Here is a 13,691-nt window from a genome sequence, read left to right as displayed (position 1 = left end):
TGGCAATGTGATAGGCCGTGACTTCCAAGCATCTTTGAATCTCAAACGCTATGGGGAAGCGGAGCTATCTAAATCTGCAAGCTGACACCAACAAGTCAATGCAGATATGTACCGATTCGTTAGTCGGGAATTTAAGCCTCTGGAGCGTTATATCAAACGTGAGTAGTCTGTTCTTCAGGACGGCAAAAGCGGACGCGGTGAATGAGGAATGGAACATAAAAGTTAACTTTCTACGGAAGGTTTATGGCTTTTTATAAGTTTTCAGTAACGGTGGCGAGATGGCAAGTTCTTCTGTAGCTTATAAATGCCCGAATTGCAGTGCGCCGCTGGATTTTAAGCCCGGCACCCAGAAGATAACCTGCGAATACTGCGGGACAGAACTGGATGCGGCGGCCATTGAAGATTTATTCAAGGCGAAAGAAGCTATGGCGGCTGAAGCCGCCGAAAAGCAGGATGAAAAATGGGATACCGCCGTGGCTGGTGGCGAGTGGACCGCCGAAGAAGCAGAGGCGTTTAAGTCCTATACCTGTGAGTCCTGCGGGGCTGAAATCGTAGCGGATGGCAATACGATGGCAACAGAGTGCTGTTACTGCGGTCATGCGGTCATGCTGCCCAGTCGGTTTGAGGGGATGTTGAAACCCGATTACATCATACCGTTCAAGAAGACCAAGGAAGATGCCAAGGCGGCGCTCAAGGCTTTTTGCGAGGACAAGTGGCTGCTGCCCAGTCTCTTTAAGTCCCAAAATCGCATCGAGGCCATACAGGCGATTTATGTGCCTTTTTGGCTCTTTGATTCCGAGGTAAATGCCTATGCGCATTTCCGGGCGGAGAAGGTGCACATCTATGAGAGCAGTGACGAGGAAGTCACGGAAACCAGCCATTATGAATGCCTGCGTTCTGGCAGCATGGCGTTTGCTCGTATTCCGGTAGACGGCAGTCAAAAGATGGACGATACCTATATGGAGAGCATTGAGCCATTTGATTACAGCGAAATGGTGCCTTTTTCCAATGCCTATATGACGGGCTTTCTTGCGGATAAATATGATGTGGATGCCGAAGCTTCTGTGCCGCGCGCTGACAAGCGGGTGCAGCAGAGTGCCCTTGATGTCCTGCGAGATACAGTGGAAGGATATGACAGCGTTTCCTGTACCGAGTCCGATGTGAAGAAACAGGCTGGTGCGGTAACCTACTGTATGGCGCCGGTGTGGATTGTCACCACGCGTTATCAGGATAAGCCCTATACCTTTATGATGAACGGCCAGTCCGGCAAGGTAGTGGGCAGCCTGCCTTACGATATGAAAAAGGCGGTGGCCTACGGTTTGCTGGCCTTTGCTATCATTCTGCCCATTGTGTACTATGCAGCCAAATGGCTGCTGGCGGATTGAGGAGGGGATGGACATGAAAAAGATTTTACGCGTTTTGCAAGGTGTCTGCCTCACTCTTTTGCTTATCTGCCAGTCCGCGGCTCTAGCGGCACAGCCTGTGTCCGACCAAGCAAAACTGTTGAGCACCAGCCAGCGTGAGGCCCTGACGGCCAAAATCCAGCAGGTGGAGGCTGCGCATAAGGTAAAAATCGGTATCTGCACCATGCAGGATTTGCCTCAGGGCATGAGCGCCGGCAAATATGCTAACAATATTTTGGACAAAAATTATGCCAATGGCGAAAACGGCAGTATTGTGCTCGTGCTGGCCATGGGCAGCCGGGACTGGTATATCTCGACCGACAACAATATGCGGGCCAAAATCACCGATGATGTGGGGATAAAAGGGATCAAAAATCTCTTTTTGGACGATTTATCCAACGGCGATTACAGTGACGGCTTCAACAATTTCGTGGATGGCGTAGATAAGTATCTGACTTACTATGAAACAGAAGGCGTACCTTATGACCCTGCTGACGAATTTGATATGTTTGCGGCGATTATCGCGGTCATGGTTGCCGCTGCGGGCGGTTTTGGCTTTGCCTATTATCTTATCTGCGGCATGAGTAATGTGGCTCCGGCGGTAGAAGCGGCTGCGTATTTGAAACAGGACAGTGTAGATATCTTCCAAAGACAGGACAGATACCTTTATACCACAGTGACCCGCCGCAAGAAATCCAAGTCCAGTGATAGCTCCAGTTCCGCAAGTGACAGCAGTCATGGCGGTGGCGGTGGAAAATTCTAGTTCGCAGGTCGTCTTATATGGCAATTTTGGCGCAACTGCTGTATAATACTGTTTTAGATGATTTTTTGCCCTTGAGGCTTTGGGGCTCTTGGGGATATGAGATATGGAGAGTGAGTATTTTGTTAGACATTAAATTTGTCCGTGAGCATCTCGATGAAGTACGGCAGATGCTGGCCAACCGTCATAATCCACTGAATCTGGATGATTTTTCCGCGCTCGAACAGCAGCGCCGCAGCCTGCTGCAGGAGACGGAAACCTTGAAGGCTGAGCGCAATGAGGTTTCTAAGGTCATCAGCCAGATGAAGAAGAACAAGGAAAATGCGGATGACAAGATTGCCGAAATGCGTGCTGTAGGCGAAAAGATTTCGTCTTTGGATGCCCAGCTCAAAGAAGTCGAGGAAAAGCTGCGGGACATCCTGTTGCACATCCCCAATATGCCCAAGTCTGATGTGCCCATCGGCAAGGACGACACGGAAAATCCGGAAGTGCGCAAATGGGGCACGCCGAAAGAGTTCTCCTTCGAGCCGAAGGCACACTGGGATATCGGTACGGATTTGGACATTCTCGATGCTGACCGTGCCGCTAAAGTTACCGGTGCCCGTTTCATGTTCTACAAGGGGCTGGGCGCCCGTTTGGAACGTGCCTGCATCAATTTCATGATGGACCTCCATGCCACGAAACATGGCTATACGGAAATGCTGGCACCTTACATTGCCAATAAGGACAGCATGACGGGCACGGGCCAGCTGCCGAAGTTTGCCGAAGATATGTTCAAGCTGGAAGGTATGGACTATTATCTGGTGCCGACGGCTGAAGTGCCGACCACGAACTACCATCGTGATGAAATTCTCGACGGCGACAAGCTGCCGGAATACTACAGCGCTTACACGGCTTGCTTCCGTGCTGAAGCAGGCAGCGCCGGCCGCGACACCCGCGGTCTTATCCGCCAGCATCAGTTCAACAAGGTCGAGCTGATTAAATTCGTTAAGCCGGAAACGAGCTGGGATGAACTCGAATCCATGGTGGATGCCGCTGAAGATGTTCTGCGCATTCTGGAACTGCCGTACCATGTGGTACAGCTTTGCACGGGCGATATGAGCTTTACGTCCGCCAAGACTTACGATATCGAAGTTTGGTTCCCGTCGCAGGGCAAGTACCGTGAGATTTCTTCCTGCTCGAACTGCCTGGATTATCAGGCACGCCGTGCCAATATCAAATTCCGCCGCGATGCGAAGTCCAAGCCGGAATTTGTGCACACGCTGAATGGTTCCGGTCTGGCTGTTGGCCGTACGGTTGCCGCAATTCTGGAAAACTATCAGCAGGAAGACGGCTCGGTTATCGTACCGAAAGCGCTTGTTCCGTACATGGGCGGCGTAGAGGTAATTCGCTAAGTTAGTGGTGGTACTTTTCTTTGGTGCAAAGAAAAGTAACCAAAAGAAACAGCGGACTGAAATCACATCACGTGATTTACGTCCGCGAGCGCCCTTCCTTGGGCGCTGAGCGCGAGTCCGTATCGCATGTGATGTGCGTGTGTGTACAATTATACAGTTGTTGGCTGTTGATGTGTCGCTTACGACTGGACAAAATTCGCTCTTTGCGGTAAGATAGATAGGTGTATTTATCTGTTTTTATCGCAGGGAGCGAAATTTTTTTGTAAGAAGGTGTAATTGTTGGAAAGAAATGGATTTTCTACCCGATTAGGGTTTATTCTCGTATCGGCGGGGTGTGCCATTGGCTTAGGTAATGTGTGGCGGTTCCCTTATATTACGGGGCAGTATGGCGGCGCGTCCTTCGTGCTGATTTACCTGCTGTTTTTGGCTATCTTAGGCCTGCCGATTATGGTGGCCGAATTTGCCGTTGGCCGTGCCAGTGTCCGCAGTGCGGCGATGTCCTTTGATGTACTGGAGCCGAAAGGCACGAAATGGCATTGGCATAAGTATACAGCCATTGGCGGTAATATGATTCTCATGATGTTCTATACCACCGTGGCTGGATGGATGCTCTACTATCTGTATAAGACGGCGACCGGTGCTTTCGAAGGTCTGGACGCTGCCGGCATTGGCGCGATTTTCGGTGCACTCCTGCAGGACCCGGTGACCATGGGGGGCTATATGATGGCCATTGTCGTACTCTGCGGCGGTGTTTGCTACCTCGGTGTGGAAGCCGGCGTGGAGCGCATCACGAAGTTTATGATGACCTGCCTGTTGGTGCTCATGGTGATTTTGGGCATCAACTCGGTCTTGCTGCCGGGCGCAGGTGAAGGTCTCAAGTATTATCTCTATCCGGACTTTGGCCGTCTGATGGAACACGGCTTAAAGGAAGTTATCTTTGCGGCTATGGGCCAGGCATTCTTTACGCTGTCCATCGGCATGGGCTCCTTGGCTGTATTCGGTTCCTATATCGGCAAGAGCAAACGCCTTACGGGGGAAGCAGTCTGGATTATCGTTCTCGATACGTTTGTAGCTATTATGGCGGGGCTGATCATTTTCCCTGCGTGCTTCAGCTATGGGGTAAGTCCATCGAGCGGGCCGAATCTCTTGTTCGTGACCCTGCCAAATGTATTTAACGCCATGCCGTTTGGACGGCTTTGGGGAACATTGTTCTTCCTCTTTATGACCTTTGCGGCAATGTCCACAGTTATTGCCGTTTTTGAAAATCTGGTTGTCTGCTTCTTTGACTTGCTGCATATCGACAGACGCAAGATTATCTGCGCGGGGATTCCCCTCGTTATCCTGCTCTCTCTGCCCTGCGTACTGGGATTTAATGAGTGGAGCTGGATTCAGCCTTTGGGCAAAGGCTCCGGCGTGCTGGATTTGGAGGACTTTTTGGTTTCCAACAATATCCTGCCTTTGGGCAGTCTGGTCTATATGGCGTTCTGTACCAGTCGTTATGGCTGGGGCTGGGATAACTTCATCAAGGAAGCAGATACCGGCCGCGGCATGGCGTTCCCGAAATGGATTCGGTTCTATGTAACCTACATCATACCGATTATCGTACTCGTTATTTTTGTAAACGGTTATTACGCCTTGTTCTTTAGTAGGTAAATGGTGTATAATAAGTTGCAATTGGGCTTGTTATTTTGTTTTAGATGGGAGTGAATGCCTGTGATTAAGTTTTCGAAAGTGGAGAAAACTTATGCCAGTCCGGCAGGGCCGGTACCGGCGCTAAAGGGCATTGATTTGGAAATAGCCAAGGGTGAGATTTTTGGCATTATCGGCCTCAGCGGTGCAGGTAAGTCTACGCTGGTGCGGTGTATCAATATGCTGGAGCGGCCCACGGGGGGCAAGGTCATCGTTGATGGACAGGATATGACGGCGCTTAGTGACAGCGAACTGCGGGAGGCGCGCAAGGATATCGGCATGATTTTTCAGCATTTTAACCTCTTGTCCTCGGCGACGGTTTATGAAAACATCGCCTTTCCGTTGAAACTGTCCGGAAAATCCGACAGCGAAATCAAGGCAAAGGTGGAGCCGCTCTTAAAGCTGGTGGGCTTGGAGACAAAAGCGGGGCAGTATCCATCACAGCTTTCCGGCGGGCAGAAACAGCGCGTAGGCATCGCAAGGGCACTGGCCAGTGAGCCGAAGGTGCTGCTTTGTGACGAGGCCACGAGCGCCCTTGACCCGCAGACCACCAAGGCCATCTTGGAGCTGATTCGCGATATCAACAAGAAATTGCAGCTCACGGTGGTGGTCATCACCCATGAAATGCAGGTTATCAAGGATATCTGCGACAAGGTGGCGGTCATCGACAAGGGCGTTATCGCCGAGCAGGGGACGGTGCTCGAAGTCTTCACCAATCCGCAGCAGCCCATTACGAAAGAGTTTATCAGTGTGCTGCTTTCCAATGACCTGCCGGCGGCTTTCCGCGGCGGCAAAATCAGCCCGGAACCGGCAGAAGACGCTTATCTTCTGATGCGGCTGACGTTTATTGGCGAGTCGGCTGATGACCCGGTAATTGCCGATATGATTCGCAAATTCCCGGAAGTGGAAACCACGTTGCTGTTTGGCAACCTTGACCATATCAAATCCACACCCTTTGGCCGCATGATTATCGGCCTGCGGGGCGAAAATTCCCAAGTGCAGGCGGCACTTGATTACCTCAAAAGCCGTGACTTAAAAGAGGAGGTGATTGGTTATGTCAAACGACATGATTCCTCTGCTGACTAAGGCTTTGGGGGAAACCGTCTACATGGTAGCCGTTTCCATGGCCATCGCCTCGGCCTTGGGCATTCCTTTGGGCGTGCTGCTCTATGCCACGGACAAAGGACAGATTTTGGAGTCGCCGCTGCTCAATAAAGTAATCGGTACGGTGGTCAACGCCATTCGCTCCATTCCGTTCATCATCTTGATGGTGGCCATTATCCCGCTGACTCGCTTGTTGGTCGGTTCGGCTATCGGTACGACAGCGGCGATGGTGCCGCTGGTTATCGCCTCCATCCCCTTTATCGGGCGGCAGGTGGAAACCAGCCTCAAGGAAGTGCCTTATGGCCTGATTGAAGCGGCACTGTCCATGGGCGCTACGCCTATGCAGATTATCAGCCGCGTACTGCTGCCGGAATCCATGCCCAGCATTGTGGCACAGCTGACGACAGTGGTTATCAGCCTGGTCGGCGAATCGGCGATGGCAGGCGCCATTGGCGGCGGCGGTCTGGGTGATTTGGCCATCCGCTACGGCTATCAGCGCTTCCGCCCGGAAGTGATGATTGCCACGGTTATTATTCTGATTGTTCTCGTGCAGGCGGTACAGTTTGTAGGCAACACCATCGCCAAGCACTTGGATAAAAAATAAGCATTTATCTATAAGGGAGGTACCTCTATGAAAAAAGTTTTAGCACTTATCGGTACGCTGTTGATTGCGGCGATGGCTTTTGCCGGCTGCGGCAGTGAACAGGCAGCCAAGACGGACAGCAAGGCACTGAAGGTCGGCGCTACGGCAGTGCCCCATGCAGAGATTCTGGAAATCGTGAAGCCGCTTCTGGAAAAGGACGGCATCAAGCTGGAAATCGTGGAATTCAACGACTATGTACAGCCAAACCTGGCGCTCAACGACAAGGAACTGGACGCCAACTTTTTCCAGCATGAACCGTATCTGGTGAACTTTATGGAAGAACATAAGGAAGTCAAGCTGAAAAATGCGTTTGGCGTGCATATCGAGCCTATGGGGGTATACTCCAAGAAGGTTAAAGACCTGAAGGAACTTAAAGATGGTGCCGCTATTGCCATCCCGAATGACCCGACCAACGGCGGCCGCGCCCTGCTGCTCCTGCAGAAGGCAGGTCTTATCATGCTGAAAGATGGCGTGAAGGAAAAGGCTACGGTGCAGGATGTAACGGGCAATCCGCATAACTTCAAGTTCCAGGAAGTAGAAGCTGCGCAGGTTCCGCGTACGCTTGATGATGTGGATGCAGCCGTTATCAACACCAACTATGCTATGCAGGTTAACCTCGTGCCGACCAAAGATGCGCTCTTTATGGAAGACAGCACGTCTCCCTATGTGAACATCGTTGCCGTTCGTGAAGGCGATGAAAAGCGTCCGGAGATTCAGGCGCTGATTAAGGCTTTGCAGAGCAAAGAGGTTAAAGACTTCATCAACGAAAAGTATAAAGGTGCGGTTGTGCCGGCATTCTAATCGCAGGTTCGAGGCATAAAGACGCCCGTGGACTGATGGTAACTTTCCTCCGCCATAGACAAGCTTGTCAAAAGCTGCGGAAAGTCACCATCAGTCCACGGGCTTAGTTTTTACTGGGATTACCGTGATTAGGTTCGAGGTAATAAAACGCCTGCCGGGCTGATAATAACTTTCCTTCGCTATAGACAGGCTTGTCAAAAGCTGCGGAAAGTCATCATCAGCCCCGCGGGCTTAATTTTATGTAAAAATGTAGTTTTACAAGTATTTCAGAGGTGTGCTATACTTTGTGTGCTGCTCCCTGCGAAGGGAGGTGAAAACATGACGATGGAAGAATTCTTCTTGTCCGTTCTGGCAAGCCTTGTCGCTACCCTAATAGCTGGCTTGGTGCGCAAATGGTTAGATTAGCAGCAGTCTAGCCTCTATAGGAAAAGCACCCCGTATAGGAGAGGCCCTAATCTCTCCAGGGGTGCTTTTTTGTGAGCACATGACGATGCTCGGAAGAATTCTTATGAATATATTTTACAACAAGCATTGATTGGATGTCAATGTTTTAGAGAACGGGAGGCGGGGGGAGAGCTAATTGTTTTTCGCAGCGTTTGACAAGCCTGTCTCAGCGAAGAAAAATGATTAGCTCTCCCCCGCCGGTGTTCCTGTATAGCGCAAATGTATCTTATCCAAAAGGTATAATGCCAATGTATCTTTGTTCATGATTGACGGCAGAGGTTGACACTGGCCTTCCGCTTTGCTATTATAAGAAAGGGAAACTAAAGAACTTTCTCCAAACTCAAAATGAGGCTGAGGCTCGCAGATGGCGGGGCAGTCAATTTGAGTTTTTTTATCGTGTTTTCACTTCCGCGGTGCAGTGACGCCGCAGAAAATTAGGAGGAATTCACTAATGATTGAACGTTACACCAACCCGGAGATGGGGCACCTGTGGTCCATCGAGAACGAATGGCAGCAGATTCTGAACGTGGAACTGGCTGCTTGCGACGCCATGGCAGAGCTGGGCGAAATCCCGGCGGAAGCTGCGAAGAATATTCGTGCCAAGGCAAAATTTGATGTGAAGCGCATTCTAGAAATTGAATCCGTTACCCATCATGACATCATTGCCTTTCTGACCAATGTCGCCGAGAATGTTGGTGAGGATTCCAAGTATGTGCATAAGGGGCTGACGTCGAGCGACGTTAAGGATACCGCTTATTGCATGATGATGCGGGATGCAGCCGATATCATCTTAGATGATTTGCGCAAATTCCGTGAGGTTCTGCGCCGCCGTGCCGTGGAATTCAAGCATACGCCCTGCATTGGCCGTACCCATGGCATTCACGCTGAGCCGATGACTTTTGGTCTGAAGATGGCTCTGTGGAGTGCGGAAATTGAACGCGATATCGACCGCGTGGAGCATGCCAAGAAGACGGTTTCCGTCTGCAAGCTCTCCGGTGCGGTTGGTACTTATTCCAATATCGACCCGGAAATCGAGCAGCGTGTGGCCAAGAAACTCGGCCTTACGCCGGTGCCGCTGGCTACGCAGGTTATTCAGCGTGACCGCCATGCGGAATTTGTGACGACACTTGCTATTGTTTCGAGCACGCTCGAAAAGATTGCTACGGAAGTCCGCAATCTGCAGCGCACAGATATCCGTGAAGCAGAAGAATATTTCTCCCCGGGACAGAAGGGGTCTTCGGCTATGCCGCATAAGCGCAACCCCATCAACTGCGAGCGCATTTCCGGCATGGCACGTTTGGTGCGCGGCAATGCCGTAGCAGCATTGGAGGATATCACCCTCTGGCACGAGCGCGATATTTCCCATTCCTCGGTAGAACGCGTTATCCTGCCGGACAGCACCATCAATGTGGATTACTGCACGCGGAAGCTCACGAATATCATTGATAAACTGCTGGTTTACCCGGACAAGATGCTCCACGATATGGAGCGTACGGGCGGCCTTATCTACAGCCAGCGCATCATGCTGACGGTGGTCAGCAAGGGCGTACTGCGTGAAGATGCCTACAAGTGGGTACAGCGCAATGCCATGAAACGCTGGATGGAAGGCCAGGACTTCCGCACGAGCGTGGAAAATGACCCGGATATCACGAAATACCTGACCAAGGAAGAAATCGACGATTGCTTCGATTACAAGTATTTCCTGCGTCATGTCGATATGATTTTTGAACGTTTTGGCCTTTAATTAACAAGGCGTTAAGGAGAGAGACTTATGTCAACAGTAGTAGTAACAGGTACCCAGTGGGGCGATGAAGGCAAGGGCAAAATCGTGGACTATCTGGCTCAGCAGGCCGATACGGTAGTGCGTTTTCAGGGCGGCAGTAATGCCGGTCATACCGTGGTTGTTGATGGCGAGGCTTACAAGCTCCGTCTGATGCCCTCCGGAATTCTGTTCAAGGGTTCGCATTGCATTGTCGGCAATGGCGTGGCTTTTGACCCGATGGTTATGTTGGAGGAAATGGATGGGCTGGCTGAACGTGGCATTGACCTGTCCGGTATCCGCATTTCCAACCGTGCCCATGTGGTTCTGCCCTATCACCGTCTGATGGACGGCATTGGCGATGAAGCCCGCGGCGACAACAAGATTGGCACCACGAAACGCGGCATCGGCCCCTGCTACATGGACCGTGATAACCGCATCGGCATCCGTGTCTGCGATTTGATGGACGAGGAAGAATTTGCTAAACGACTCAAGGAAAACCTGGAAATCAAGAACAAGGAACTGAAACTCCTGTATGACCATGAGCCGCTCTCCTATGACGAAATTCTCAAGGAATATTTAGGCTATGCAGAACGTCTGCGTCCTTATGTCTGCGACACCATTGCGCTCTTGAATGACGAAATCAAGGAAGGCCGCAAGATTCTCTTTGAAGGTGCGCAGGCGACGATGCTCGATATTGACTATGGTACCTATCCGTACGTTACGGCATCCCATCCGATTTCCGGTGGTGTGGGTGTAGGCGCTGGTGTTGCTCCTAATAAGATTGACAAAGTGGTCGGTATCGTCAAGGCATACTGCACCCGCGTTGGCGAAGGCCCCTTCCCAACGGAACAGCTCAATGCCATTGGCGAGAAAATACGTGAAGAAGGCCATGAATATGGCGTGGTTACGGGCCGTCCCCGTCGTACGGGCTGGCTCGATGCCTGCGTGGTTCGCTATGCTGGTCTGATTTCCGGTATCGACTACATGGCAGTTACGCGTCTGGATATTCTCGATAACTTCGAGGAAATCAAGATGTGCGTAGCCTACAAGTACAAGGGCGAAATCCTCAACGAAATCCCCGCAAGCCTCAAGGTATTGGCTGAAGTAGAGCCGGTTTATGAGACTTTTGCAGGTTGGAACACGGATATCAGCAAAATCCGCAAGTACGAAGACCTGCCGGAAAATGCGAAGAAATATCTGGAACGCATGGCAGAAGTAACTGGCATCAACCTGGGCATTGTCTCCGTTGGCCCGAACCGCGACGAGACGATTGTTCTGGCCAAGGATATATTTTAAGGTTTAAAGCAGGAGGGCGGTACAGCGTTTTGTACCGCCCTTATTTGCTTATGGCAGGCAGAAAGGAGAACCAGTCCGATGATGTATGAACAGGAGGCCGTGGTACAACACAACAGCGGCATACATGCCCGCATTGCGGCAATGATTGTCCAGCGGGCGCGGGAACTCAGCGAGAAATATGCAACCCCCCTGTTTTTGCGCAGCCAGCGCAGTGAGCGCTTTGAGATGCGCAGTCTGATGAAGCTGGTGGCGCTCAAAATCTGCAAAGGCGATTCGGTCTTTGTCTCTGCCGAAGGTGATGCGGGCCGGCAGGCAGTCTACGAAATGGTGCGCTTTCTGGAAGGCGATTTCGAGATGCGCGAGCCGGGGAAAATCCATGAAATGGATAAGCTGCTCCATGAAAATGCCTTGATGCAGGAACGCCTGCAGATGATTTTGGAGGCGGTGCAGGACGGCATCTGCGTGGTGGACAGGACGGGCGAAATCACCTATGTCAATCCCTCTTATCTGCGCATTGTCCATAAGACTCCCGAGATGGTCATGGGGCAGAATGTCTTTAAGACCGCGCCAGACGGCAACCGCTGTGCAGTGCTGCGTACTGGTGTTGCTCGTATTGGCAGCATCAGTCGCAAGAAGGACGGTACAACCGTCGTGGCCAATGTCAATCCGATTTTTGTCAATGGTGAAATCGCTGGCGTAGTCTCGGTCATCAAGGACATCACAGAACTGCAAAATCTTATGGCGCGTCTCTCGCAGGTATCCGCCAAGGCAGAATATCTGGAACAGGAACTTCTGCGCACGAAAAAGACAGCCAATGCCTTTGCCAACTACATCGGCAAAAGCGGCAAGGTTATCGACGTGCTGGCACTGGCCTCCAAGGCAGCACAATCCTCGGCGACCGTGCTGATTCGCGGCGAAAGTGGCACCGGCAAGGAAGTCATCGCCGAGGGCATTCATTATGCCAGTGAGCGGCGGCGGGGGCCGTTTATCCGTGTGAACTGCGGAGCCATTCCCGGCACCTTGTTGGAATCGGAACTATTCGGCCATGAAAAGGGCGCTTTCACCGGCGCGGTGAAGCGCAAGCTGGGGAAATTTGAACTGGCTGACCACGGCACGATATTCCTCGATGAAATCGGCGAAATGGACAAGAAGATGCAGGTCAAACTCCTGCGGGTTCTGCAGCAGAAGGAATTTGACCGCGTGGGCGGCGAAGAAACCGTCCATGTGGATGTGCGGATTATCGCCGCCACCAACCGTCATTTGGAGGATATGGTCAAGGACGGCACGTTCCGCGATGATTTGTATTATCGCCTGAATGTCATTCCCATTATCCTGCCGCCCCTGCGGGAACGCATTGACGATATTCCACTGCTGGTGGAGCACTTTATTGATAAAATCAGTGCCGCTACGGGAAAAACTGTTCGCAGCATTACACCGGAAGCCATGGACATTCTCATGCGCTACAAATGGCTGGGCAATGTGCGTGAACTGGAAAATGTCATTGAGCGGGTGATTACGCTGATGGACAGCGATACCATCACCGTGGCGGCTTTGCCTTCTTATATCAAAGGCGAGGCCGCCGATAGGGAAGTCCGGCAGCTTGAAACGGAAAGTGCGGTGCTTCCCTGGGAAGAATACGAAAAACGCATCATTGCCAAGGCTTTGAAGCAGTGTGGCACGTTTAATGCTGCGGCTAAGGAACTCAAAATCACGCATAAAACTGTGGCAGCTAAAGCTCGAAAATATGGCTTGTTTTTATTTTGGTAAATTTTACCTATGTTGGTAATATTTACCAATAAAAATAATAAAGCTGGTAATATTTACCAAAAACAGGAATTGTTCTCTGGGAAATTTTCACGGATAAATATTATTTTTCATTTTATGCGATTAGTAATCACAGGGTATATGACGATTTTAGGAAATTTTACCAAGTGTTTTAAAAAGTTGGCACGCTGCTTGCATTAATATAGGGCAGTTAAAGATTTTCATGTTCGCTTTAGGAACTGGCAATAAATTTGTTTATGAACAGTTCCTTAGAATATGGTTAAATGAAGAGGAGAGATTTTCAAATGACTCAGGAAGTTGTAACGATCGAAAACAAAACTGGTATCCATGCCCGCCCGGCATCCATCTTCGTACAGACGGCTACGAAGTTCAAGTCCAAGGTTCAGATTCAGGCTAAGGGCAAGACTGTTGATGCTAAGTCCATTCTCATGATCATGAGCATGGGTCTTGTAAAAGGCACGGAAATCACCATCGTTGCAGACGGCCCGGACGAAGCAGATGCTGTAAAGGCTCTGAAAGAACTCGTTGATTCCAAGTTCGGCGAAGAGTAATGATTAACCCATAGGGTTAGGGCGCCTTCTTTCCAAGGATTGGAGACTTTGGAGGAAGG

General features: G+C 50.9%; 11 protein-coding genes. All 11 read left to right on the top strand.

Features of this window, described 5'->3' with window-relative positions; all coding sequences use genetic code 11:
* The first annotated feature begins 278 nt into the window (after positions 1-278).
* On the top strand, positions 279-1,385 hold the full coding sequence (locus tag G598_RS0107375) for a TFIIB-type zinc ribbon-containing protein (protein ID WP_026766423.1): 1,107 nt from the start codon (positions 279-281) through the stop codon (positions 1,383-1,385).
* 13 nt (positions 1,386-1,398) lie between these two features.
* Positions 1,399-2,166 carry a TPM domain-containing protein gene (locus G598_RS0107370; RefSeq protein ID WP_026766422.1) on the top strand — a complete coding sequence of 256 codons (768 nt, stop codon included), beginning with the start codon at positions 1,399-1,401 and terminating at the stop codon, positions 2,164-2,166.
* A 119-nt stretch (positions 2,167-2,285) separates the two neighbouring features.
* Complete coding sequence (gene serS, locus G598_RS0107365) at positions 2,286-3,557, top strand: serine--tRNA ligase (RefSeq protein ID WP_026766421.1); 1,272 nt, start codon at positions 2,286-2,288, stop codon at positions 3,555-3,557.
* A gap of 279 nt (positions 3,558-3,836) precedes the next feature.
* Positions 3,837-5,210 carry a sodium-dependent transporter gene (locus G598_RS0107360; RefSeq protein ID WP_026766420.1) on the top strand — a complete coding sequence of 458 codons (1,374 nt, stop codon included), beginning with the start codon at positions 3,837-3,839 and terminating at the stop codon, positions 5,208-5,210.
* 60 nt (positions 5,211-5,270) lie between these two features.
* Positions 5,271-6,332: a methionine ABC transporter ATP-binding protein gene (locus tag G598_RS0107355; protein WP_026766419.1), complete on the top strand. Its 1,062-nt coding sequence runs from the start codon at positions 5,271-5,273 to the stop codon at positions 6,330-6,332.
* Positions 6,301-6,954 (top strand): methionine ABC transporter permease, encoded by a 654-nt coding sequence (locus G598_RS0107350; RefSeq protein ID WP_026766418.1) that lies wholly within the window; start codon positions 6,301-6,303, stop codon positions 6,952-6,954. Before G598_RS0107355 ends, G598_RS0107350 begins: the two co-directional genes overlap by 32 nt.
* A 27-nt stretch (positions 6,955-6,981) precedes the next feature.
* Complete coding sequence (locus tag G598_RS0107345; RefSeq protein ID WP_026766417.1) at positions 6,982-7,794, top strand: MetQ/NlpA family ABC transporter substrate-binding protein; 813 nt, start codon at positions 6,982-6,984, stop codon at positions 7,792-7,794.
* An 895-nt stretch (positions 7,795-8,689) separates the two neighbouring features.
* Positions 8,690-9,982, top strand: a complete 1,293-nt coding sequence (gene purB, locus G598_RS0107335; RefSeq protein WP_026766416.1) for an adenylosuccinate lyase — start codon at positions 8,690-8,692, stop codon at positions 9,980-9,982.
* 27 nt (positions 9,983-10,009) lie between these two features.
* Positions 10,010-11,296, top strand: a complete 1,287-nt coding sequence (locus G598_RS0107330) for an adenylosuccinate synthase (RefSeq protein WP_026766415.1) — start codon at positions 10,010-10,012, stop codon at positions 11,294-11,296.
* Between the two features lie 78 nt (positions 11,297-11,374).
* The gene (locus tag G598_RS0107325) at positions 11,375-13,063 is read left to right on the top strand and encodes a sigma 54-interacting transcriptional regulator (RefSeq protein ID WP_026766414.1); all 1,689 of its coding nucleotides are present in this window, start codon (positions 11,375-11,377) and stop codon (positions 13,061-13,063) included.
* A gap of 302 nt (positions 13,064-13,365) precedes the next feature.
* Positions 13,366-13,632 (top strand): HPr family phosphocarrier protein, encoded by a 267-nt coding sequence (locus G598_RS0107320; protein ID WP_026766413.1) that lies wholly within the window; start codon positions 13,366-13,368, stop codon positions 13,630-13,632.
* Positions 13,633-13,691 lie beyond the last annotated feature (59 nt).

Origin of the sequence: Selenomonas ruminantium subsp. ruminantium ATCC 12561 (assembly GCF_000424065.1) — a bacterium.
Taxonomy (GTDB): Bacteria; Bacillota; Negativicutes; order Selenomonadales; family Selenomonadaceae; genus Selenomonas_A; species Selenomonas_A ruminantium.
This window is presented reverse-complemented; position numbering and strand designations above follow the sequence as displayed.

Coding starts and splice junctions, on each gene's coding strand:
- purB (WP_026766416.1), top strand. CDS start 8,690: ATGATTGAACGTTACACCAACCCGGAGATGGGGCACCTGTGGTCCATC.
- G598_RS0107345 (WP_026766417.1), top strand. CDS start 6,982: ATGAAAAAAGTTTTAGCACTTATCGGTACGCTGTTGATTGCGGCGATG.
- G598_RS0107370 (WP_026766422.1), top strand. CDS start 1,399: ATGAAAAAGATTTTACGCGTTTTGCAAGGTGTCTGCCTCACTCTTTTG.
- G598_RS0107350 (WP_026766418.1), top strand. CDS start 6,301: ATGTCAAACGACATGATTCCTCTGCTGACTAAGGCTTTGGGGGAAACC.
- G598_RS0107320 (WP_026766413.1), top strand. CDS start 13,366: ATGACTCAGGAAGTTGTAACGATCGAAAACAAAACTGGTATCCATGCC.
- G598_RS0107330 (WP_026766415.1), top strand. CDS start 10,010: ATGTCAACAGTAGTAGTAACAGGTACCCAGTGGGGCGATGAAGGCAAG.
- G598_RS0107375 (WP_026766423.1), top strand. CDS start 279: ATGGCAAGTTCTTCTGTAGCTTATAAATGCCCGAATTGCAGTGCGCCG.
- G598_RS0107325 (WP_026766414.1), top strand. CDS start 11,375: ATGATGTATGAACAGGAGGCCGTGGTACAACACAACAGCGGCATACAT.